Here is a 23,647-nt window from a genome sequence, read left to right on the forward strand (position 1 = left end):
TGAGCTACCCTTTTTTATGAGAGTTGCTAGGTTACTTACCTAATAACTCTTTAGTTCCTTGTAGATATTCTTTACCTTTTGCCTGCACAGTCTCTGGGTCATTAGTTTCAGAGGCGATATGTACTTTCTCCAAGTTTTCCTGAGTTTTGTCCAGATGCTCTTCGATAAATTGTAGAGCATTTTCCAGGCTGTATGACATCTGATGAATTTCGGCCATGGTGTAGGGGGTTAGCTCATATTGGATGCGACCTTCAAGTTGTGCATTATATTTTTCTATAATGGCGAAGGCTTCGGCGAGGGTTTCTGGTTTTTCACCTTTGAAGTGTCTGACATCGGTTGCGTGGGCAGCGGATAATGTTAGTGTTGCAAGGATTATTGTGGTGAATGTTTTACGAATTGACATGTTACACCCTTATTGAGAATGATTGTTGTTTGCATTCTACTATTGGGGTACTGGTGTGCCAAGTGATTCAGATCAATACTTTGATAGATATTCTTAATAGGTAATATGAATGACTCAATAGCTGCTTGAGTTAGATGTAATAAACGCTTTTGGTCATAACCTTGGACATTAATCCCATGGCGCCTTTTATCGGTTTGGGTAGTTCTGTACCACCATGCTCAAGTGCTGTAGTGGCATGTTTGAGCTCTTCTTCGCGCATCTGTTGCAATATGACACGGCTTTTACTGTCCTGGATCGGGAGTTTTTCAAGGTGTTCATCCAGGTGGCGGCAGACCTGATGTTCCGTCTCGGCAACAAACCCAAGACTCCACTTGTCCCCAGCAATGCCTGCCAGGGCACCAATGGTGAAAGAACTGGCATACCAGAAGGGGTTGAGCAGACTTTCACGGCTACCTAATTCATGGATACGCTCGCTACACCAAGCCAGGTGATCCACTTCTTCCTGTGCTGCCTGTTCCATCTTGTCACGAACATTGGGTAGTTTGGCGGTCAGTGCCTGCCCTTGATACAGCGCCTGGGCGCAGACTTCGCCAGTATGATTAATACGCATCAGGCTCGCGGCATGGTTCTTATCTTGATCAGACATTTTGGATTCATCAATGTCATGCGCAGGGGTTGGTCGAGGCTTGGCATCATAAATACCCCGAGTGGTTTTCAGCGCTGAGTCTGCTACCAGACAAAGTCGATCAAAAAAGCTGTATTGACGCATAGATCTGCTACACTTATTCGCTCAAAGAGAAGCTATTGTAGCGATAAATCATTAAAAAGTTAATCTGGGTCAGCAGGCACTAGCCATAAGAACAAGGAAATTGAGGCAATTTATTAACCATGGGCGATACTTTAGAAAAAAACGATCTGGCAATACTCATCGAATCCAAAAATCCTATCATTGTTATCGAGTCGCACGAAGAAGCTCGAGTCACTGAATTACTGACAAAAGTAGCAATAAAACTCAAGAAACCACTATTTGGCTGGCATTTGACCGAAGGCCTGCGCCGGGTAGAAATGACTGATTCACACTTTGCGCCACTCGACAGTACGCAAAAGCCTGATGACTGTTTAAAGCATATTAAACGCATGGAGCGTCCAGGCATTTATGTACTCTATGACTTCCACCCCTTTCTTGATGAGCAGCATCCGGAGCAGGTGCGATTGGTCAAAGATATTGCGCTACAGTTTCAAAAATATCATCAAACCCTGGTGCTGGTCAGCCACAAGCTGAAGCTGCCAGAAGAAATACGACGATTTTCTGCCAGATTTGATTTACGGCTTCCCAGTCATCAAGAGTTGGAAAAGTTAATTCATACCGAAGCCACGCGTTGGGCGCTCAGTAATCAAGGGCAAAAAGTAAGAACTGATAAACCAACCATGCAACGGCTGGTGCAGAACTTAACTGGCCTGACTTTGAGTGATGCGCAACAAATAATTCGTAACCTGATTTATGATGATGGTGCCATTACTGACTGTGAAATGGATAAGGTTAATCAAGCCCGCTATGAATTATTGGATCTGGAAGGCGCGGTGCATTATGAGTATGAGACTGCGCATTTTGCCGATGTTGGTGGCATGACCAAGCTTAAACAATGGCTGGAGATGCGCCGTAAGATATTTATCAGCGAACAAGACTTGGGCTTGGATAAACCAAAAGGGATTATGTTGGTGGGAGTGCAAGGAGGAGGGAAATCCTTGGCTGCCAAAGCTGTAGCAGGAATGTGGGGCGTCCCATTATTGCGACTCGATTTTGGCGCTTTATACAGCAAGTGGCATGGTGAAAGTGAAAAGAATTTACGTGAGTCGCTAAAGCTTGCCGAGATGATGGCGCCTTGTGTCTTATGGCTGGATGAAGTTGAAAAGGGTATATCGACTGGCGATAACGATGGCGGGACTTCCAAACGAGTGTTGGGCACCATGTTGACCTTTATGCAGGAAAACAAGTTACCGATTTTCATTGTCGCAACTGCTAATGATATTTCTGCACTACCGCCCGAGTTGGTTCGTAAAGGTCGCCTGGATGAAATCTTTTTTGTCGACTTGCCAGACTTTGATTCTCGCCAAGAGATCTTCAGAATACATTTAAGTAAGCGTAATCAAGATTTTGAGCTGTTTGATTTAGCAAAACTAGCTGAGGCCACTGAAGGCTTTAGCGGAGCTGAGATCGAACAGGCGGTGATTGCGGGTTTATACGCTGCACATTATGGTGATAAGCCCTTATGTAATGAGACATTGCTAGGTGAGGTTGCAGCTACCAGCCCACTCTCTAAAGTGATGGCAGAGAAAATGATAGCGCTTAGGCAATGGGCCGAAGGTCGTGCTGTCGTTGCCAACTGACTGAAAGAATAAAGGAGCTTTAATGAAACTGATATATTCCACCGCATCGCCCTATGCTCGAACTGCGCGGATTTTTGTGCAGGAGCTTGGATTAAACGATCAAGTAGAAGAAGTCTTTCAGCATCCTTTTGATAATCCTGCGGAGTTGATTGAAGCCAATCCACTGTGCAAGGTGCCTTGTCTAATTGATGACAGCGGCACTGCAATATTTGATAGTCAGGTGATTTGTGAATATCTGGATGCACAGGCCGGTAACCGTTTGTTTAAAGAGATTAACAACGATTGGCACTTGAAAACTCTATATTCTCTGACGCGTGGTTTATTGGATTCGGCCGTCGCTTGGCAACAGGATAAAATGCGCGCGGAATTGCAGTCTGATTTCTGGCAAGAGCGGTTTATCAAGAGTATTGATCGTGGCTTGGGCTATCTGGAGCAGCGACTGAATGAGTTACCAAAGGAATTTTCCGCCATCCACATTAATTTAATTGCTGTATTGGACTATCTGGACTTCAGGCATGCCGAGTACCAATGGCAGACAAAGTTTACTAAGCTCAAGAACTGGTGGCAGGCATATAAAGAAAAGCCTTCGATTGTAGCAACACAACCGAAGGCTTAGGTCTTTTGATTTAATCCGCAGTAATTTAACCGACTGGCGAGTTATTTTTTGCGCCAGGCACCATTGAGATTGATGTAGTGGCCGCTTTGGGTTTTCTCAAGATTTCGTTTCGCGGCAATTGCTTCAACTTCCGCTAAGGTTATGTTGGCTTTACGTGCTTCCTGAGCATAAATAGCGCGTCTTTTATCATTGATGTCCTGCACAAAAGAGCGAATCTGTGAGCTTGGATTAGAAACCACAATGCCAACATAGCCGGTAGACATTTCACCGACCACACCTTGATCTTTCAGTGTGCCAATGTCTAGCGCAAATGCCTGCGCTGACAACAACAAGCTGACCAATAGCGCCATTATTGAATAATTAAGCTTCTTCATAATTGACTCTCCTAAAATAGACCTGAGTCTTCGCTCAAGGCCTTATCCAATTCGCGTTCTACCTTAACCACAATCTCATGCTTGATGGTGAAATCACCGATGATGTGAATAGGCTTATCGGGTGCTTCCAACTTTACTGTGCAAGCCGTGGCCAAAATAGAACAGCTGGCTGCTGCAAGCAAAGTGGTTAATCCGCTTAGTTTCATACTGGTTCCTTACACAGATTATTAATAACTGTCATTTTACGAGCTTAACATGAATTCTCACTGAATTTTGAGTAAATCCTTCTGTTTTAAATCTTCCAGCACAGGCGTCGCCATATCTCCGGTTATCAGCATGGAGTAAAGCAGGTTTGGCAGGTTGCCACGCAAGGTCAGATCAAGTTTGATCGGGAAGCCATTATAAACATCAGGGTTAGAGCCCAGAGTATATAAAGTGATGATATAGTCGCCTTCACTGCTGTAATCAATGGTGCCGCTGAGTTCCTTATAATGAAAATTTTCCATTGCTTGAAAGGCGATATTGGCTTGTTTAGCACCTTCAGATTTAAGCTTAAGAACACCAGGCTGTTTGCTGATAAAAGTGCCATTAGTAATCTGTCGGCTGTCAGGTTTAATGATTAATGGCAGGATAATATCAAAGTTACTGGTTACTGATAGCTTTTCACTCTCAAGCGCAGATAACAATTTTTGCAGATTGATGCTGGATAACATCAATGTAAAAGGCTTAATCGAAGTCTTGTGCATATCAAAGCGTGGAATGCTGATGGTGCCGCCAAGTAACTGACCGCTGATATCATGGAATTGATAGTCAGTAGCAGTATGTTCGAGCCTAAAACTCAGATCAGTGATAGCGATACCGGCGGCTAACTCAATACTTTCAACTTTGGCATTGACCGAACCCTGCAAAGAGGATTTTTTACTCAGGTTATCGGTGACGGTAGCCTTGTTGAGAGCCAATTTATCATACAGCAGACTTAAATCATCAATACTGAGATTGCCTTCGAAAAGTAATTTTAATGGGTCACCACTGAGTTTGTTAATATTGAGATCACCACCAGTGATCTGTAATGCTGGGTTAGCATTTAAAAATGGCGTCCAGCTTTTCAGCGTTAGCATGGGCAGGCTTGAGCGGGCAATCTGTAGGTCATGGTCGCCGGTTTTAAGCTTATAGGCATAGCGTACTGGAATGGTGTTTTGCGAAGACTGCAACGAACCTTTGGCAGTCAATGTTTGCTTCAATAATTTCCAATCAAATTTACCGCTGACATAATCCACCGCAATATTGTCAGAAAGATAGCTGGCCTGATTAAATTCGAGAACACCATTGATCGCATCATTGTTGGCATCCGTACTAAGGCTGCCCTTAACTTCGCGCAACTTTAGGGGCTGTTTTAGGAGCGATAATTCGCCGGCGGAGTAGTTGGCTTTGAAAACATCGTTTGTAAGATTGACCTGAGCCATCAATTGAGTGGCGGTGACCGTTTCATCAGATAAAGCAAGTTTGAGGTCAATGGGCTTAACCAGTTTTAAATTAAGCTTTTTTTTGGCCTTAACTGACGACTGAGTCTTATTTTTTTCGCTGAGCGTAGCCGTCAGATTCTGTGTCCAATCAACATCACCTTGCCACTGGTGAGCGGGTAAATTAACAGTGTAGGCAGTTCCTTTCAGGGTGCTATTAGCAAGGTCCAGATGTAACTGCTGACTGTTAAGCTGTAAATTGCCAGTTTCTAAACTTGCCGAGGCATTGATATGAGCCTTGAGAGAGCTTGCATTAAAGTTAAGGCTTTTATCGTTAGCGCGATAGTTTGTTTTTGGTAAATCAAGGTCAGCAGTAATTTGCGCCGATACTCGTTGCTCTGATGCCGTGAAAGTTTTTGACAGGTCGAGAGAGGCGCTATCAATTGAAGCTGCAGTTTGCAAATTATGATTGTTGGCAGTTAGCTCTAACTTGCCGTTGGCTTTCAAGGTTTGCGTTTCAAGATTGAAATCGAGTTGGGTATCTTCGCGGGCAGTCAATTTAAGTAGGACATTTTTATCAAGCTGTTGTGTTTCCAGGGTTAAGCCGAATTCTTTCGCATAGCTTGCCACCTCTTGTTCAAACCATGCGGAATTAAATCGCAGCGGTATCTCTAATCTGCTGTTTTCTTGCAGTGTGGCTTTAAACTGTTTGTCGGCATTTTGTTGTAGGGTGGTGGCCAGATCAAAACTGATAGTGTCGAGGTCTGCAGAATAAATTTGGATGAATGGAATCTGTTCGATCTCGCCAGACAGGTCAAGTTGCCAGCCGGATTGAGACAATGGAAATGCATTCAATGTCAGGTGATTATTGCTTTGTTGCAAATCTAGAGTAAGCGTCTCAAGGGTTTGATTGCTGTGCTGAATGTTCGCTGCCAGATCGAAATTGAGACTCATCCAGTCAATTTGGCTATTCAATCGTAATGTATTGTCATCAGCTTTAAATTGAATATCAGAAAGTTGAAAGTTCTGTCCTGCAAAACCTTGCAGCTCAACTTTATCAATCGATAACTGATTGATCGGGAATTGTGGCAGCGTGATTGTTTGAGGGAGCTGAAAACTTGTGTCGGTGGATTTTTCCTCTGATGAGGATAACTTGATAATGGCAGCTTCAGCAGAAACGCCCAGTAATTTTTGCTGCCATAAAGAATAGCGAAGTTCGGTATTGTTGAGTTCTATGGCAACTGTATTTGGCCCATCAATATGCAGAGTCAGTTGCTTGACGTTGGTGCGAGTAAGACCGGGGCGCTCTAAGTCGAGTGATTCTAGCTGTATCGATGCAGGTAAAAATTTAGCCAGTTGACCAGGCACCCAATAAGGCGAAGTCCAGTAGGCAATCAGTAGGAGCAACGCCAGACAGGCGCTAATCCATGCAATCCATTTTAGAATTTTTTTAATCAAGTGAAACTAGTCCGCGTGTCTCTAACGTCGATTTTAAAGCATAAAAAAAGCCTTACAGGTTAGTGTAAGGCTTTTTGATGAATGGTCAATGAACTGAGATTAATTTGCCTGTTCGCGCGCTATCGCTCGATGACCAATATCAGTGCGGTAATAAACCTTATCCCATGAGATTTGCTTTACACCGGCATAAGCTTTGGCTTGTGCTTCCGTGACAGTATCACCCAAGGCAACTACACATAGAACACGACCACCATTAGTGACAATCTGACCGTCTTTTTCTGCGGTGCCAGCATGAAACACTTTAGCGCCCGACAGGGTATCAAGACCGAGAATGACATCGCCTTTGTGATAGCTTTCCGGGTAACCGCCAGCAGCCATAACCACGCCCACTGCTGCGCGTGAATCCCACTCGGCAGTAGTAGTATCCAACTTGCCATCAAGTGCAGCTAAACACAGTTCAGCCAAATCCGATTGCAAACGGCTCATGATCGGTTGTGTTTCAGGGTCACCAAAGCGACAGTTGTATTCCAGAACTTTTGGTACGCCATCAGCATCAATCATCACGCCGGCATATAAAAAACCAGTGTAAGGGTGACCTTCGGCGGCCATGCCTTCAACCGTAGGAATAATCACTTGCTGCATGATGCGGTCATGCATTTCAGGCGTGACAACCGGAGCAGGGGAGTAAGCCCCCATGCCGCCCGTATTTGGTCCTGTGTCGCCATTGTCGCGAGCTTTGTGATCTTGTGAGGTTGCCAATGGTAGAATATTTTTACCGTCGACCATCACAATGAAGCTGGCTTCTTCGCCTTGCAGGAATTCTTCAATCACGACACGATGACCGGCATCACCAAACTTATTGCCCGCCAACATATCGTCAATTGCTTCATCAGCCTGTTCGATAGTGTCGGCAATAATGACGCCTTTACCCGCGGCTAAGCCATCAGCCTTAATCACGATAGGCGTACCCATTTCGCGAACATAAGCTTTGGCTGGTTCGATGTCGGTAAAGTTCTGGTAAGCAGCCGTTGGAATATTGTGGCGCGCTAAAAAGTCTTTGGTGAAGGCTTTTGAGCCTTCCAGCTGCGCGGCACCCTTAGTAGGGCCAAAACATTTAAGACCAGCTTCAGTAAAGGCATCCACTACACCAATGACCAGTGGCGCTTCCGGGCCAACAATAGTCAGCTCGACTTTGTTGTCTTTTGCAAAAGCGATTAAGCCATCAATATCTTCAGCGCCAACTGCAACCGTCTGCACCTTATCTTCCAGCGCAATACCAGCATTACCAGGTGCTACAAATACAGTGTCGACATTAGCGGATTGAGCGACTTTCCATGCCAAAGCATGTTCGCGTCCACCGCTACCAATAATCAATACGTTCATATCAATTCCTATAGCAAACACTTATTAATGACGGAAGTGACGCATGCCAGTGAAGACCATGGCCATGCCATGTTCATTGGCAGCTTCAATAATTTCATCATCGCGAATTGAGCCACCAGGCTGAATCACTGCAGTTATACCTGCTTCAGCGGCTGCATCAATACCATCACGGAATGGGAAGAAAGCATCAGATGCCATCACAGAGCCCTTAACTTCAAGGTTCTCGTCGGCAGCTTTAATGCCAGCAATTTTGGCACTATAGACACGGCTCATCTGGCCGGCGCCAACACCAATAGTTTGCCCTTTGCGTGCATAAACAATGGCATTAGACTTAACGTATTTGGCCACTTTCCAGCAGAACATCAAGTCGCGCATTTCTTCTTTGCTTGGCTCGCGTTTGCTGACGATACGTAAATCGTCTTCAAAAACCATGCCCAGGTCGCGATCTTGCACTAACAGGCCGCCATTGACACGTTTGAAGTCATGTGCGGCAGCTGGTGCAGACCATTCGCCACATTCAAGCAGGCGAACATTCTGTTTGCTCGCAACTGCAGCTTTAGCTTCTTCAGACACTTTAGGTGCGATAATCACTTCGACAAATTGACGCTCAACGATGGCTTTGGCTGTGTCGCCATCCAGCTCGCGGTTAAAGGCGATAATGCCACCGAACGCTGATGTTGGGTCGGTCTGGAATGCTAAATCATAAGCCTGGCCAATGTTGTCGGCAATCGCCACACCACATGGGTTGGCATGCTTAACGATAACGCAGGCTGGCTCATCAAAGCTCTTCACGCACTCAAGCGCAGCATCGGTATCAGCAACATTGTTAAAGGATAGTTCTTTACCTTGCAATTGCGTGGCAGTCGCAACGCTGGCTTCCTGCGGATTATGCTCAACGTAGAAAGCAGCAGTTTGATGCGGGTTCTCACCATAGCGCATATCCTGTGCTTTCTTGTATTGCACAGAATAAGTCGGTGGAAATTCGCTGTTATCATCAGCTGCCTGCACACCAAGGTAGTTGGAGATAGCTGCGTCATAACGGGCAGTATGCGCGTAGGCTTTAGCCGCCAGGCGGAAACGGGTCGGTAGATCCACGCCGCCGTTCTCAGTAATTTGACGTGCTACCTCATTGAAATCATCATTTTCAACGACGATAGTAACGTCTTGATGGTTTTTGGCGGCAGAACGAACCATGGTTGGTCCGCCAATATCAATATTCTCAATCGCATCTGAAAGGGTTGCATCCGCGCGAGCAATAGTACTCTCAAAAGGATAGAGATTGACTACGACAAGATCGATACCAATGATGTCATGTTCCTGCATGACGTCATCGTCCATTCCGCGACGACCAAGGATAGCGCCGTGAACTTTAGGATGTAAGGTTTTAACACGGCCATCCATCATCTCAGGAAAGCCAGTGTAATCCGCAACGTCGGTGACTGTGATGCCATTGTCGCGCATCAATTTTGCAGTACCGCCAGTGGATAAAATTTCGATGCCTTTATCGGTAAGGGCTTGGGCAAATTCAACTACACCAGTTTTATCAGAAACGCTGATTAACGCGCGCTTGACTGGGCGATAGTTAGACATGGTAGCTCCTATAAAAAATTTAGGGTTCTGATACGAACCCTAATTTGTGGTGACTGTTTGTGTTACAGAAGATTGTAGCGTTTAAGCTTCTTACGCAAGGTTCCGCGATTAAGGCCTAAAACCTGGGCGGCTTTAGTCTGATTGTTGCGCGTATAGTCCATAATGGCGCGTAACAATGGTTCTTCAACTTGCGTTAACACCAGGTCATACACTTCGCTTAACGGTTGACCATGCATCTGCTTTAAGTAGTTCTGCATTGACATGGCAACGTGCTCACGCAAAGTTGGATTTGATGCAAACGAGTTACCGTCTACCTGGTTGTCTTGGTTGTTACTTTCTCGAGTTAGATTTGTATCAAAGATAGTCATGCTGCTATAGCCTGTTGCTTTTGTTCAAAATAACGGTCTAAAACGCCCAACTGTTCATCACCATCGTCGATGGCATTGAAGGTTCGACGAAACTCATTGGCATCTGCCTGTTCTTGCAAATACCAGGAAACATGTTTGCGTGCGATGCGAGGTCCCATCACAGTGCCATAAAACTCGTGCAAAGCGGCGATATGGCCGAGTAACACCTGGCGCACTTCCTGCCAGCTTGGTGCCGCAAGCTTCTCACCAGTCTGCAGATAGTGCCAGACTTCGCGGAAGATCCACGGATTACCCTGTGCGCCGCGACCAATCATCAACCCATCAACACCGGTGTAATCTAATACAAACTTGGCCTTTTCGGGGCTGGTGATATCGCCATTGGCAACTACTGGGATGGATACTGATTGCTTAATTGCCGCAATAGTATCGTACTCAGCGTTGCCCAGATATTTATCAGCGCGGGTACGGCCATGAACCGCCAACGCCTGAATGCCTGCCTGTTCCGCAATTTGGGCAATCTGCACACCGTTACGGTTGTCATGATTCCAGCCAGTACGGATCTTAAGGGTGACCGGAACCTCAACCGCGGCCACAACGGCATTCAGAATGTCTTCCACCAGCTGCGGATCTTGTAAAAGCGCTGAACCAGCGGCCTTTTTACAGACCTTTTTGGCGGGACATCCCATATTAATATCAATAATTTCAGCACCATTTTGCACATTATATTGCGCGGCCTGAGCTAACATAGCTGGCTCAGCACCGGCAATTTGCACAGAGCGGATGCCTGGCTCTCCCTGATGATTACTGCGCTGTATACTTTTACGCGTATTGCGAAGCTCTGGATTGGCAGCGATCATTTCAGAAACGGTCAGGCCAGCTCCAAGCTCTTTGCATAGTTGACGGAAGGGACGATCAGTCACACCCGCCATCGGCGCCAGGATCAACGGATTTGCTAGTTGATAAGGACCAATTCGCATAAGCGCCATCAGGGTTGAATTTAAGGTCGCCGATCATACACGCTTTAAATCGTTTTTTGAACGGAATTTGTATAAAAAAGCATCAATTTTTTGCTTGACAATAAAGAGTTCAAAGGCTTATAGGAAAAGCACTTATCAAATGTCAATTTAGTTGCTGGAGATCCCTTGTCCACAAAATCATGGCTTATATATGCAGCAATTAGACTCGAGTGTTAAGGGTAAGCACAAATAACCCATTTATATTGAGCTAAGCCATGTACAAAATATAGTAATCAAAATCTTGGAGGATTTTGATAAGAATTTTCAGCACAGGGATGTGATGTAAATTCTGGTGCGTTAAGTATTTTGGGAGTGGCGCAGGGAGTCACGCAAAGCGTGACCTCAATATACGGGTGGTCTTCTTTTGGTTACTTTTCTTGACCACGCAAGAAAAGTAACTCGCCGAGGGGCGAAAATTGGGATGAAGGAAGAATATCTGTAAGAAATGGATTCCCGCCTACGCAGGAATGACTGGAGTTAGATTGTAATTTTGTTGGCAGACGAACAAAGAAAAGTAAATTTAAGCAGAAAAACTACAACCTACTGAACCAGCTTGATCTGATAGCCACTGTAATGCTCAAGACTACTATTGAAGCTGAAGCCTATTTGTACGGATTGACCGGGTTGGATCAAGGCGTTGTGGTTCACTTCTGGCAGGTATTGTTCAGGTGTGTAAATAGGGCTTTTATATTGCTTCCCCTTTATATCGCTCAAAATAACCTGAATTTTAGGGAATGGTTGTTCAAAGTCGGCTAAGTTTTTTAGCACCATGCTGACTTCTTTCTGTCCGCCGGGACTTTCAGACACATCGATAGAGCTAACGCGATATTGCTTAAGGTCCTGTAGTGGTGGCACTACGCATTGAAATACTTTACAGGAAGCCTGCATCACTGGCCGCCAACTAGTGTCTTGTGACAATATCGTTTTGTTAGGCCAAATATAGAGAAACCATAACGCCAGGAAAATCAAGATAAGCCCAGCGAGGGAGTAGATGAACCATTTGATAAGATGGGGGGCAGAGCTGGTGGTTGCTTCTATCGCTAGCTCGTAATGCTCGCTTTTGTCTTCATCGGTCAGCTCTGGGATGGCGCTATCCATGATCTTGTCTTCAGCTTGCTCAACGGTCTCTTCCATTTGTGCTTTTTGCGTTTCTTTATCTAAAGACACCAAAGAGTCGGTGGCTAAAAATAAAGAATGGCAATTACCGCAACGGACGTGACCAGAAGCCACCTCAAGGTGCTCGCGACGCAATTTAAACACTGATTTACAGTGCGGACAATTGGTTAAAAAGGTTTCGCTCATAGCTTTGAAATGACTACCCCATTGAACAACTTAAATAGAAACGCCCAAAACATCATAATTAAGATTGCTTGGTTCCTGATAAACGCGCCCAGTCTTCCTGAACTTTGGCATCATCCATCTCGAACCATTGACTGTAAAGGCTGTTCAATTCTTCAGCCTGAGTTTCAAGCAGGCCTGATAATACCAGATTACCGTCTGCTTGCACCGAATTTGCAATGGATTCTGCCAACTGGCGCAAAGGTTCAGCCAGAATATTGGCAACCAGGATATCGGCCTGCGGCAGTTCTACTTGTTCAGGCAAACCTAATATCAGGCGGTCACTCTCAATGCCATTACGGTGCAGGTTTTGCTTGGTAGCTTCTATCGCTTGCGGATCAATATCGACTGCATAGACTTTTTCAGCGCCAAGCAGCAAAGCAGCGATAGCCAGAATGCCGGAGCCACAACCGTAATCAATAACGGTTTTACCTGTCAGGTCTGCGCCATCAAGCCATTGTAAACAAAGTGCTGTGGTGGCATGGGTTCCGGTGCCAAAGGCCAAACCGGGATCGAGTTTAATATTGACCGCGTCAGGTTCCGGCGTTTCACACCAGCTGGGCACGATCCAGACACGCTCACCAAACTGCATTGGCTTGAAGTTCTCCATCCATGAGCGCTCCCAGTCCTGATCTCGAATAATTTCCCATTCGTATTGCTGGCCGATATGTTGCGCAAAGTCATGAGATTGAATCGCCGCATCAATGGAACTGGTGTCAACATCAGCTTCAAACAACGCTAACACCACGAGATGTTCCCATAGCGGTGTTTCGCCCGGTTTAGGCTCGAGAATGGGTTTATCTTCAGCATCCAAAAAGGTAACTGCCAGCGCGCCAAGTTCCATTAAATAATCGCTTAATGAGTCGGCATCGGGGTTTTTGTAATCGAATTTAAGTTGAATCCAGGCCATGACAAAGAGAATCAATAATTTCCGGCTATTATAGAGGCAAAGTATAGGATCTACTAATCAGCTCATTGAATTAAATGGGTTACTTGCTATAGACTGAAGGCAACCGACAAAGATGTTGGGCTGCTTTTAGCAAAAGAGAAGGCAAACGGAAGCAAAAGATACAAGGAGTCATTATGCCGCTTAAGGACAGCGTAAAGGATGCATTGATCGAGCAGATCGAAAGGCACGAAGGTCGTGTTAGTCATTTCTATTTAGACTCATTAGGTAACGTGACGATTGGTATTGGCCATCTAGTCGCTTCAGAAGCCGCCGCCGCAGAACTTCCCCTCTATATACCGCGTATGTTTGGCTGGTGGTTGCGAAAGGCAACTGAAGAAGAGAAGTGCGCTGAATATCAGTTTGTGCTGTTAAATGGCCCAGAGTCTTTTCACCGTTACAAAGCCAGCTACTATAAGCAATTTACTCGACTCATCATGTTAGATGATGATATCGAGCAACTTTTGCTAAACCATATCGACAGCTTTTATAAAGAGTTACGTCAGCTGTATCGCCCACAGAAAGGATCCCAGCGACAGTTCGATGATTTCCCGGACGAAGTGCAAATGGCCTTGTTTGATATGATTTTTAATTTAGGCATGACCAATTTGCGTACTGCCTGGCCGAAATTTAACGGTGCTATTAAAGTTGAAGATTGGAAAACTGCTGCTGCAGAGTCGCGTCGTAGGCAAGTATCACCAGCGCGTAATCAATATGTGCGGGACTTATTGTTAATGGCTTATCAAAAGCAACAACAGGTTGAGGCTGGAAAATCTAAGGCTTCTTAGCCTTGTATTTTCTTAAGAAGAAAAAAGCCGCTCGACTGATTTTAATTAAACAGTGAGCGGCTTAATGACGTGCAGCAGTTACTTAGCTAATGAGCTAAAGAAGCTTACTCCTTTTCAGAGAACATATGCTGTTCCAAATAGTGGATATTGGTACCACCCTTCTGGAAATTAGCATCAGCAAGAATGCGCTTTTGTAATGGAATATTGGTTTTAATCCCATCAATCACGATTTCCTCCAGTGCCATCTGCATGCGCGCAATAGCGACTTCGCGAGTTTCACCATGCGTGATCAATTTACCGATCATTGAGTCGTAATAAGGCGGAACCTTGTAGGTTGCGTAAATGTGCGAATCAATGCGAATACCGGGGCCACCTGGTGCATGGTAACGCTGAATAACACCCGGTGATGGAATGAAAGTATCCGGATCTTCGGCGTTAATACGACATTCAATTGAATGGCCATTTAGCTTAATATCTTCCTGTTTGAAAGATAACGGTTGGTTACTGGCAATACGTAACTGTTCTTTGATGATATCAACACCGGTGATCAGCTCAGTTACTGGGTGCTCAACCTGAACACGGGTGTTCATTTCAATAAAGAAGAACTCACCTTTTTCATACAAGAACTCGAACGTACCGGCGCCGCGATAGCCGATTTCTTTACAGGCCTGCACACAACGTTCACCAATATGACGACGCATTTGTTCAGAAATACCTGGCGCGGGCGCTTCTTCGACCACTTTCTGGTGACGACGCTGCATTGAGCAATCGCGCTCACCTAAATAGATGGCATTGCCGTGACTATCAGCTAAAACCTGAATCTCAATATGACGTGGGTTTTCGAGGAATTTCTCCATGTAAACCATATCATTATTAAACGCAGAACCCGCCTCGGCTTTAGTCAGTTCAATCGCCTTAACTAATTCGCTTTCCTGGCGCACAACACGCATACCGCGACCGCCACCGCCACCGGCAGCTTTGATGATCACAGGGTAGCCAATGCGTTTAGCCATGGCTATATTTTCTTTTTCATTATTGCCTAATGGACCGTCTGAGCCTGGCACACAAGGTACGCCAGCTTTTTTCATTGAGGCAATCGCCGAAACCTTATCGCCCATTAAGCGGATGGTATCTGCTTTGGGGCCGATAAAGGTGAAGCCACTCTGCTCAACCTGCTCGGCAAAATCGGCATTCTCAGCAAGGAATCCGTAACCTGGGTGGATACCAACGGCATCGGTAATTTCAGCCGCAGAAATAATCGCAGGGATATTCAGGTAACTTAATTGTGCTGAAGCGGGACCGATACACACTGACTCATCAGCCAGACGTACGTGCATCAAGTCTTCGTCAGCGGTTGAGTGCACGGCGACGGTCTTGATTCCCAGCTCGCGGCACGCGCGCAAAATGCGCAAGGCAATTTCACCGCGATTGGCTATGACCACTTTTTCTAACATATTCAGTGTCCTATTAATTCATCGGGCTTTAATTAGCCGCTGGATTTACTCAATGATGAACATTGGCTCGTCGTATTCAACAGGTTCGCCGTTGGATACAAGGATTGCTTTAATCGTGCCGGTAACATCGGACTCGATTTGGTTCATCATCTTCATGGCTTCAACAATGCACAGAACATCGCCTGCTTTAACTTGTTGACCAACCTGGACAAAATCTTTAGCGCCTGGAGACGGAGCAGCATAGTAAGTTCCAACCATCGGCGAGCGGATGATATGGCCACTCATTTCAGGTTCGGCAGCTTCAGCTGGGGCGCTTTCTTGCTGAGGCGCAGGAGCCTGTTGCTGAGGAGCGGCTTGTGGAACTGAGTAATGAACTGGTGCTGGAGCTGTCGAGCTATGGCGCGAAATGCGAACCGATTCTTCACCTTCCTGAATCTCAAGTTCGGCAACGCCTGATTCTTCAACCAATTCAATTAATTTTTTAATTTTGCGTAAATCCATAATCACTACCTATTAATCATGTTGTAGGGTTTTAATGGCTGCATCTATGGCGTAGCGGTAGCTGTCCGCCCCAAACCCAGCCACTACGGCTAGCGCAACATCACTAAAATAGGAGTGACGGCGAAAAGCTTCGCGGCGATGGGGATTGGATAGATGCACTTCAATAAAAGGAATATCGACTGCTAACAAAGCGTCACGTAAAGCTACGCTGGTATGAGTGAAAGCAGCGGGGTTAATAACAATTAGCGACACATTGCCGGTTTTTGCATGCTGAATAGCGTTAATAAGCTCTGCTTCTGAGTTACTTTGCAGGCTTGAAAAACGTAGGTTTGCTGCTTCTACTTGCTTTTTAGCGGCCACATTGATGCTCTCCAAGGTGTCGCTACCATAAACGTCAGGCTCGCGTTGACCGAGAAGATTCAAATTAGGACCATGTAAAAGCAAAATATGAGACATATCAGTACCAAAGCAAGAGCAAAGTAACAGTAAAGTTAGCTTATTTTCGTTTAATTTCGCTGAAAAGCCAGTTTATCGACTTGGAACGGTGATTTAAAGCCGATCCATTGTGACGCAGTAAGCAAAAATAAGATGATGCATTTTACAGTATGTTAGACGCAAATAACCACATTTAATCTTAATGGTCGGAGTAGTAGCTTAGTAGGCTGGAAGAGTGGCAGAAATCAAGAGTCTCAGAATGTAAAATCAATAATTTTACATTTCAATAAAATCTGCTAGTGTAGTAAATGCGTATAAAAATTATACACAGTAAAAAAAGACGTCAGGTTTTTTGAAGTTATAAAAGCAAGGAGTCTCAAGCGAGCACTATATAGCAAGGAAAAAAGGGAGTATGGAACGATGTCTAGATTACCTAAAGTGCTACACCTGGTTCAAGAACTAGAGTTCGATGAGCCTCATCTGGCAGTGTTAAAAGATGCTGGGTTTTACTGTTATCTCAGCAATGATAGGAAACATCTGCTGAAGCAGTTAGAAGCAGAAGAATTCGATTTGCTTATTCTGGATTGGCGAGAGGATGATTCCACTGAATGGTTGTTGGAACAAATCCGACAATTCCTTAAGTGGCAAGGACCGATACTTTTCATAGCTGAAAGAGAGGATGCGGTGCTGCTTCAACAGGTCTGCACTCATCATCAAGATAACTTCCTGACCCGCCCCATTCAACCTAATACTTTACTCAGTTATGCCAATAAATTGGTGCACGATACACGCTGTTTAATGCATCAGGATAACTTTGATCTTGGCCCTTACCAAATTTCATTAGGGCTCAAGCAGATTTCCTTAAAAGGAAAACCGATAAATCTCACCGCAAAAGAATTTGAACTGGCTGCCTTATTCTTGCGTAATCCCGGCCGGCTCTATTCACGTAAATTTTTGCTGAAAAAGATTTGGGGTATTGATTGTGATATCAGTACTCGAACGGTAGATGCGCATATCAGCTCTTTGCGTAAGAAGTTGAATATAAAAGGTGATGGCCTTTATCGAATAAAGACCGTTTATCAGCATGGTTACCGTCTGGAACTTCTTGAAGAAGGGGAAGTTGTAGCTGTAGCTTGAGTATTTAGTCATACACCATTGGCTTTGCTAGTCTGACTCCTGCAAAAGAGTAGGTATGACAGACTGGCAGGCCTGGTTTCATCGTAATTATTTCACCCTCCAGTTCCCCCTCCAGAATTTCGCAGCTGTTGAAGGCTAAGCCGTAGAAGCACCTTCTATAACTTTAGCTTATGGTTACGATGAAAAAAGATCGTTTTTCTTATTTGAACGAAATTCATACAATGCGCTGCTTCAAATTATTAATTCAGTTGGGCAGGGCATGTCATGACAAAACTACCGCAGCAACAACTCGCGATGGCAGGATTAATCCTGGCAGTCGTTCTATGGTCGGCATCGTTTGTAGCGATGAAGTTGGCTATTGCCGAGTTTGGGCCGATTATGACGGTATTCCTGCGCATGATTCTGGCCACCGCCGTATTGATCTTCTTTTTGCCGCCAATGGCAAAAAAGCAGCAATATCAGAAAGGCGACTGGTGGCTATTGCTACTATTAGCGCTGTGTGAGCCATGCTTGTATTTCATCTTTGAAAGCTATGCATTAACTTACACAACTGCCTCAGAAGCCGGTATGGTAACAGCATTACAGCCGCTTTTAGTGGCAGTGGGCGCTTACTATCTATTGAAAGAAAAGCTCAATAGTCGCTTAGTAGTGGGCTGCGTGATAGCGGTGGTGGGCGTAGTCTGGCTGACATTAGCTGGCACATCCAGTGAGCATGCCTCGAACCCAATGCTAGGCAATGCCCTCGAATTTGGTGCTATTTTAGCGGCAACAGGTTATTGCCTGTTAGCACGCCGACTGTCGCAACGTTATTCACCAGTATTCTTAACATTACTGCAAACTGTCATGGGTAGCACCTTCTTCCTGCCGCTAGTATTTGTCCAGGGAGCGCCAGTAAGTTTTGATGTATCAGCTGAAGCAGTTTTAGCCATCATGTTCCTCGCCTTTGGCGTGAATATTTTTGCCTTCACCTGCTACAACTTTGCATTCAAAACCATGCCAGCCAGCCAGGTCGGCAGTTTAATGAACCTGTTGCCACTTGGCACCTTGTTCTTTGGCTGGGCCTTATTGGGCGAAACCCTCAACGGTATGCAATATCTAGCAGCAGGACTGGTCCTGTTCGGCGTCATCTGGTCACAGACCAGGCCACGCCCGAAAACGGTTTTCATCGAACAGGACATGGTTACCCGCTCATTGCGCCATAAAGCAAAGCAGAAAATTCGTAAAAGTTTTGGCTTAGTAGAAACCCCTTAGTGTGTGTTAAGCCAAGGAGAAAGCCGGCGCAAGCCGGCTTTTTTTTTGCATAATTACAGGAGACAAATGTAGACGGTAGGTTGGTGATGGGTTTGTGAATAATAATTTTTATCTGAATATCAAATTACGTGATTGAGTTATATATACTTTGATTTGTATTGTTTCGGTTATCACCGAGTTCCTTTTCTTTGCTTGTCCAAAGAAAAGGAACCAAAAGAAACGACACCCCGATATTGAGGTCACGCTCTGCGTGACTCCCTGCACCACTCCCAAAATACTTAACGCACCAGAATTTACATCACATCCCTGTGCTGAAAATTCTTATCAAAATCATCCAAGATTTTGATTGCTATATTTTGTACGTGGTTTAGCTCAATATAAGGGGGGAATTGGTGCAAGTCTGAGGCTTATGAGTGTAGTACTTAAAGAGTAAACGCCGCGTCAATTCTTCGCTTAAACACTTCCGCTTTTTCAAATCCATTGGCACGATATTGGGTCAACTCATTACCTTCTAGATCAAAAAACAGAATACTGGGTAAGCCGAGTATTTTAAAAGCGTTCATCAGTTCGACATCTTGTGGGTCATTGGCGGTGACGTCGGCTTGTAGCAGGACGGTGTTGCTGAGAGCTTGATGTACCGCTGGATCAGTAAATACGAGCTCTTCAAATTCGTAGCAGGAAGCGCACCATTCGGCGAAGAAGTCGAGCATGACGGTTTTACCCTGGGCATTGGCTTCTGCGACTCTTTGTTCGAGTTGACTAAGGGTTTTTATGCGTTCGAACTGTAGGTGCTGTTTAGATGTCGTGCTCTGAGAGTTTTTGCTTGGTGATTGTGCTGGTCCTTCTGCCATCTGCGAGTATTCGGTGGTCATCATTGAGTAGGACTGTCCAAGCGGTTGTAGCAGGTTACGGTTGCCTTGCGCGCCACCAATAACCAATAAGGCACCGTAAATCATTAAAACTAAGCCCAGTCCGGCAAACAGGTTACGCCAGCCCAGATTTGGAAGTTGGTTTCTGAATAAATAATAACCCGGAATAAGTGCCAACAGCGCCCAACCGTACATGTAAATGCTGTTGGGCAGCAGGTGTTTCACCAGGTACAGAGCAACCGCCAGCATGGCGACACCAAAGGCGGCCTTGATAGCGTTCATCCAGTTGCCAGCTTTAGGCAGGAAGCGGCCTTCGGTAACGGCAATAATAATTAATGGAATACCCATACCGACGCCAAGGCCATAAAGTGATACTGCGCCTAGAACAATGTCACCGGTTTGGGCGATGACCAGTAAGATGGCGATCAACGGAACCGTGACGCAGGGCGATACTATCAAGGCTGAAATAGCGCCCATGATGGCACTGCCAATATAGCTGCCGGTTTTTTGGCTGTTACTTTTTTCTGCCAGCTTTGCTTGTAACCCCGCCGGTAGTTGCAGTTCATAAAAGCCGAACATGGATAGTGACAACAAAACAAAAACAATGGCTGCGCCAATGACGAAAATCGGGTTTTGCAGGTAGCCGGATAAGGATTGACCTGCCAGTGCGACCAATACGCCGAAAATGGTATAGACGATGGCCATCGCCTGGGTGTAGCTCAAGGCAAGACCAAAGGCTTTACGAGTGGTTATGTCCTTACCCTGACCAGCAATAATCCCCGAAATAATCGGAATCATCGGAAATACGCAGGGGGTAAAGGTCAGGCCTAAGCCAACTAGAATAAATTTGAAAAAGTTCCATAGTGCGTTCTTTTGCTCAAGGTCATCCATCAAGCTTTGCTGTTCGCTGACGAAAGCTTTTTGACCATCTTTCGCTTCTGTTATCTTGTCAGTACCAGTTGTGCCACTGTTGGCTAATGCCAGGGTTGAGGCAGGAACCTCAAGCACCACTTCGCGAGTCGTTGGCGGGTAACAAAGGCGATCTTCGGCGCAGCCCTGAAAATCAATACTCAGTGTCATTGGATTGGAGGCATCGGAATAGGGCACAGCAATTTCGATGAAATGATAGTAAACCTCAGTCTGGCCCAAATAAGGGTCATCTTTTTCTTTGCCGTCCGGAATCAGTGGCTCGCCAAGCGTCGCGTCATTAGAAGCAAAACCAAAGCGTTCACGGTACATGTAATAGCCGTCGGCGATTTCAAACTTAACCAGAACCGTGTTGTCGAGAATTTCAGCCTGCAGCACGAAAGCATCATCTACTCGCAGCAACTCTTCTTCTTCGCCGAGTAAACTGTTGAGATCGATCTGAGCCGCCTGTGAACTATTTGAGGAAAGGCCTAAGGCGACGAAGCTTAAAAGCGCCAATAAGAAGCTGTGAATAGATGTTTTGATGCCGATTTTCATGTAAAGAATGACCTTTGATAATGATTAACAGCAGTTCAATCGCTGAGATAACACGCTATTTTACGCAAAGCCAGGTGAACTGTATGTAAATTCATGAAAGCCAGTGTCAGCTTTCTGTAAATAATCCGCTAAATGCTCGTAAATTTATGTTTTATGCGCTTATCGGCGCTGTATCCAATGCTCAACTTGTTGTGACTGCAGAAATTCTTCTGCTCCTTGTCCTTGTAGCATGGCCAGGGTGGAGAGCATGCCCGCCTGGGTGCAGTTATTGGCCAGCACCGTTACTGATGCCGGTGCTTCGCTCACAGGCCAGCCGGTTTTTGGGTTAAGCACATGACTTAACACTTTCCCCTTGTACTGCAAGAAGCGTTTGCTGTCACCGCTGGTGGCAACGCCGCCATGCTTTAAGGCGACTTTGGGCGGAATTTTGTTTTGCCCGAGCGCCAATGGCTCAATACCAATTAGCCAATGCTGGCGACTGATGGGTGGTGCGGTTGCCACAATATCGCCGCCGAAATTGATCAACACAGGACAGTCAGTTATCGCCCGCGTAAGCGTAGCAGCGGAATCCACTGCGTACTCTTTGCCAATACCACCGAAGTCAAGCGCCATACCCGCTGGCATCTGTAGGCGTGGATTTGCCCAGGAGACTTTATTCCAGCCAATTTTGGGCAACAATTTGTTAATCTCTTTCGGCGCGGGAACATTGGAACTGCCATCAAACTTCCAGATCTTGCCCAGGACGCCTGAGGTAATATCAAACATGCCATCACTCACCTCAAAGCAGAGATCGGCAAAGTCCAGCAGACGCGCCGTTTCCTCATCTACCTCAATAACCGCGCCATTGGCGTTGTTAATTTGATAGATAATATTGTCGCTGCGGTAGCGGCTGAAGGTGCTTTCGATACGCCAGGCTTCGTTGGCAACGGCTTGGGTGACTTGTTCTGCCAGCGCATGGTCCGAGGTTTCTATAATGACTTCGCAAGGTCCCGCCATGGCCGTAAAGTGGCCAGTAATGAAACCCTGCGAGTCTTTATAGGCAATTGAGTGCAATGCCTCGTTCATGAGCGTAAATGTCGTTAGAAGGAGTAATTGACCCTTAACATAACGGCATTCCAATCCGGTAACAAGGTTTGCTGCTGTAGCGCACCGTATTTCTCCGGCTCGGTTGGCGTCTGATGATACATCTCCAGAGAGAAGCGCCATTGATTGCCTGCCGCCGTCTTCATGCCGTATTCCAAACCAACCGTGATCGCATCGTACTCAGCCAATCGATAGTCTGACGAAGCAAACTGTGGTAGAGGCTGATCCTGGCGCAAATAAGGCTGGTAAAAATCGGCCTGGGTTTGCGTGTAATAGCGGATATGCGGCTGCCAGTAGTCGCCACTATCTAAGGCAAAGCGATATTTGAGATCGACGGTATGTGAATCGATTTCCCAGTCATCGGTCATATAACGGTAAGAAACGTCGAGAATATCGCCGTCAATATAACGTTTATAGCGGCCAAACAGACCGTGCTTGGTACGCTCGTCAGGGCGGCTTTCAAACAGGACATTCGCGACCGGAATACCATCATCAAAATAGTTGCCCTGATCATCCAGCACACTCAGCACCTTATAAGGGTCATTGTGATACCCGTCCGACATGCTGTAGGAATAATTAATCTGGAACAGACTTTCGCGGTCAATCACCTGAGTGATTCCAAGCAATAAATCCAGCGTATCTTTATCCTGAGTATCGCTCAATTTGTTTTGCGGGTCGCCCACCGGCTGCATCCGGCCAAAGGCAATCGGCGCTCCGCCAACTGGATCAATCGAGTCGAAAGCGTAGGATAGACCTGCGAATAAAGTGCTGTTGCGATTATTAAAGTCGTAACTGATATTGCCGTTTATCGAAGCCGACAGATAATCGTATTCTTTAGAAATATTGGCGCCAAGACCCGCTTTGGTCATATCGGATACCGGGAAAGTCCAGTTGGCTGCAAGCGCCGCACGAGTATCTTTGAAGGTATCGTCTAGAGGATATTCATTGGCATTGACCGTATAACTGGCATTGCCTGAAGGTCTAGTAAAAGTTAACGGCTGGTCGCTGGCAACAGCACCGCTGGGCGAAGCTCCTGTCAAGGAGTCAACCGTCAGCTTCAGATTCAGATACTCTTCTTCATCCAGCCGCTTGTTGGCATTGATGACCGGCTCTATGGCAGAAACACGACTGTCGCTTTCCGAGTAAAACAAAAAAGCAGCGTCAAATTTCCAGTCACCAATCGCCTGTTCTGTGCTGGCTGGTGCAGTTGTATTTTGCTCTTCTTCAGCGTGAGCAACGCCTGCGATCAGGGTCATTGTCGCAGTGGCTAGTGCTGATTTAAGTAATAGATTTTTCTTCATAGGTGAGTACTCACTATAGTGTTC

At 45.7% G+C, this 23,647-nt stretch carries 22 protein-coding genes; 5 read left to right on the forward strand and 17 right to left on the reverse strand.

The features are described from left to right. Window positions 1–31: 31 nt before the first annotated feature. Window positions 32–403, reverse strand: a complete 372-nt coding sequence (locus ACYTXU_RS13420) for a DUF6746 family protein (protein ID WP_462207358.1) — start codon at window positions 401–403, stop codon at window positions 32–34. Window positions 404–533: 130 nt separating this feature from the next. Next, window positions 534–1,172 carry a 2-polyprenyl-3-methyl-6-methoxy-1,4-benzoquinone monooxygenase gene (gene coq7 / locus ACYTXU_RS13425; RefSeq protein ID WP_462207359.1) on the reverse strand — a complete coding sequence of 213 codons (639 nt, stop codon included), beginning with the start codon at window positions 1,170–1,172 and terminating at the stop codon, window positions 534–536. A gap of 119 nt (window positions 1,173–1,291) precedes the next feature. Here coq7 and ACYTXU_RS13430 point away from each other — a divergent pair, with 119 nt between their 5' ends. Then, entirely contained in the window at window positions 1,292–2,791 is a 1,500-nt protein-coding gene (locus ACYTXU_RS13430; protein ID WP_462207360.1) for an AAA family ATPase, read from the forward strand. Window positions 2,792–2,813: 22 nt separating this feature from the next. Next, window positions 2,814–3,407, forward strand: a complete 594-nt coding sequence (locus ACYTXU_RS13435; protein WP_462207362.1) for a glutathione S-transferase — start codon at window positions 2,814–2,816, stop codon at window positions 3,405–3,407. Window positions 3,408–3,448: 41 nt separating this feature from the next. Here the strand turns inward: ACYTXU_RS13435 and ACYTXU_RS13440 are convergent, their stop codons facing one another. The 9 genes from ACYTXU_RS13440 to prmA all read right to left on the reverse strand — a co-directional run bounded on the left by ACYTXU_RS13440 (window position 3,449) and on the right by prmA (window position 13,304). Next, the gene (locus ACYTXU_RS13440; RefSeq protein ID WP_462207363.1) at window positions 3,449–3,781 is read right to left on the reverse strand and encodes a YdbL family probable chaperone protein; all 333 of its coding nucleotides are present in this window, start codon (window positions 3,779–3,781) and stop codon (window positions 3,449–3,451) included. A gap of 11 nt (window positions 3,782–3,792) precedes the next feature. Beyond that, window positions 3,793–3,987: a YnbE family lipoprotein gene (locus ACYTXU_RS13445; RefSeq protein WP_462207364.1), complete on the reverse strand. Its 195-nt coding sequence runs from the start codon at window positions 3,985–3,987 to the stop codon at window positions 3,793–3,795. A 57-nt stretch (window positions 3,988–4,044) separates the two neighbouring features. Further along, window positions 4,045–6,699, reverse strand: coding sequence for an intermembrane phospholipid transport protein YdbH family protein (locus ACYTXU_RS13450; RefSeq protein WP_462207365.1), 2,655 nt, complete (start codon window positions 6,697–6,699; stop codon window positions 4,045–4,047). Between the two features lie 99 nt (window positions 6,700–6,798). After that, the gene (gene purD, locus ACYTXU_RS13455) at window positions 6,799–8,082 is read right to left on the reverse strand and encodes a phosphoribosylamine--glycine ligase (protein ID WP_462207367.1); all 1,284 of its coding nucleotides are present in this window, start codon (window positions 8,080–8,082) and stop codon (window positions 6,799–6,801) included. Window positions 8,083–8,106: 24 nt separating this feature from the next. After that, on the reverse strand, window positions 8,107–9,672 hold the full coding sequence (purH, locus tag ACYTXU_RS13460; RefSeq protein WP_462207368.1) for a bifunctional phosphoribosylaminoimidazolecarboxamide formyltransferase/IMP cyclohydrolase: 1,566 nt from the start codon (window positions 9,670–9,672) through the stop codon (window positions 8,107–8,109). Between the two features lie 62 nt (window positions 9,673–9,734). Further along, window positions 9,735–10,040 carry a DNA-binding transcriptional regulator Fis gene (gene fis / locus ACYTXU_RS13465; protein WP_462207370.1) on the reverse strand — a complete coding sequence of 102 codons (306 nt, stop codon included), beginning with the start codon at window positions 10,038–10,040 and terminating at the stop codon, window positions 9,735–9,737. Then, window positions 10,037–11,017 carry a tRNA dihydrouridine synthase DusB gene (dusB, locus tag ACYTXU_RS13470; RefSeq protein WP_462207372.1) on the reverse strand — a complete coding sequence of 327 codons (981 nt, stop codon included), beginning with the start codon at window positions 11,015–11,017 and terminating at the stop codon, window positions 10,037–10,039. Before dusB ends, fis begins: the two co-directional genes overlap by 4 nt. A gap of 579 nt (window positions 11,018–11,596) precedes the next feature. Next, complete coding sequence (locus ACYTXU_RS13475; RefSeq protein WP_462207374.1) at window positions 11,597–12,358, reverse strand: zinc-ribbon and DUF3426 domain-containing protein; 762 nt, start codon at window positions 12,356–12,358, stop codon at window positions 11,597–11,599. A gap of 58 nt (window positions 12,359–12,416) precedes the next feature. After that, a complete protein-coding gene (prmA, locus tag ACYTXU_RS13480) occupies window positions 12,417–13,304 on the reverse strand; it encodes a 50S ribosomal protein L11 methyltransferase (protein WP_462207375.1) in 888 nt (295 codons plus the stop codon). A 173-nt stretch (window positions 13,305–13,477) separates the two neighbouring features. Here prmA and ACYTXU_RS13485 point away from each other — a divergent pair, with 173 nt between their 5' ends. Next, the gene (locus ACYTXU_RS13485) at window positions 13,478–14,128 is read left to right on the forward strand and encodes a lysozyme family protein (protein ID WP_462207376.1); all 651 of its coding nucleotides are present in this window, start codon (window positions 13,478–13,480) and stop codon (window positions 14,126–14,128) included. 104 nt (window positions 14,129–14,232) lie between these two features. Here ACYTXU_RS13485 and accC read toward each other — a convergent pair whose 3' ends face one another. From accC to aroQ, 3 genes are read right to left on the reverse strand one after another with little or no spacing between them, the layout of a single operon-like run. Continuing rightward, complete coding sequence (accC, locus tag ACYTXU_RS13490; RefSeq protein WP_462207378.1) at window positions 14,233–15,582, reverse strand: acetyl-CoA carboxylase biotin carboxylase subunit; 1,350 nt, start codon at window positions 15,580–15,582, stop codon at window positions 14,233–14,235. A 45-nt stretch (window positions 15,583–15,627) separates the two neighbouring features. After that, window positions 15,628–16,083, reverse strand: a complete 456-nt coding sequence (accB, locus tag ACYTXU_RS13495) for an acetyl-CoA carboxylase biotin carboxyl carrier protein (RefSeq protein WP_462207379.1) — start codon at window positions 16,081–16,083, stop codon at window positions 15,628–15,630. A 12-nt stretch (window positions 16,084–16,095) separates the two neighbouring features. After that, complete coding sequence (gene aroQ, locus ACYTXU_RS13500; protein WP_462207381.1) at window positions 16,096–16,539, reverse strand: type II 3-dehydroquinate dehydratase; 444 nt, start codon at window positions 16,537–16,539, stop codon at window positions 16,096–16,098. Window positions 16,540–16,938: 399 nt separating this feature from the next. On the opposite strand from aroQ, the gene ACYTXU_RS13505 reads away from it, so the two are divergent. Both ACYTXU_RS13505 and ACYTXU_RS13510 read left to right on the forward strand, forming a co-directional pair. Further along, window positions 16,939–17,655 carry a winged helix-turn-helix transcriptional regulator gene (locus tag ACYTXU_RS13505; RefSeq protein ID WP_462207382.1) on the forward strand — a complete coding sequence of 239 codons (717 nt, stop codon included), beginning with the start codon at window positions 16,939–16,941 and terminating at the stop codon, window positions 17,653–17,655. A 264-nt stretch (window positions 17,656–17,919) separates the two neighbouring features. After that, window positions 17,920–18,906 carry a DMT family transporter gene (locus ACYTXU_RS13510; RefSeq protein ID WP_462207384.1) on the forward strand — a complete coding sequence of 329 codons (987 nt, stop codon included), beginning with the start codon at window positions 17,920–17,922 and terminating at the stop codon, window positions 18,904–18,906. Between the two features lie 422 nt (window positions 18,907–19,328). Here the strand turns inward: ACYTXU_RS13510 and dsbD are convergent, their stop codons facing one another. From dsbD to ACYTXU_RS13525, 3 genes are all read right to left on the reverse strand, one after another. Further along, window positions 19,329–21,239 carry a protein-disulfide reductase DsbD gene (gene dsbD, locus ACYTXU_RS13515; protein ID WP_462207386.1) on the reverse strand — a complete coding sequence of 637 codons (1,911 nt, stop codon included), beginning with the start codon at window positions 21,237–21,239 and terminating at the stop codon, window positions 19,329–19,331. Window positions 21,240–21,398: 159 nt separating this feature from the next. Continuing rightward, window positions 21,399–22,304: an FAD:protein FMN transferase gene (locus ACYTXU_RS13520; protein ID WP_462207388.1), complete on the reverse strand. Its 906-nt coding sequence runs from the start codon at window positions 22,302–22,304 to the stop codon at window positions 21,399–21,401. A 14-nt stretch (window positions 22,305–22,318) separates the two neighbouring features. Further along, window positions 22,319–23,623, reverse strand: coding sequence for a DUF3570 domain-containing protein (locus ACYTXU_RS13525; RefSeq protein ID WP_462207390.1), 1,305 nt, complete (start codon window positions 23,621–23,623; stop codon window positions 22,319–22,321). Window positions 23,624–23,647 lie beyond the last annotated feature (24 nt).

Source organism: Kangiella sp. M94 (assembly GCF_054926195.1).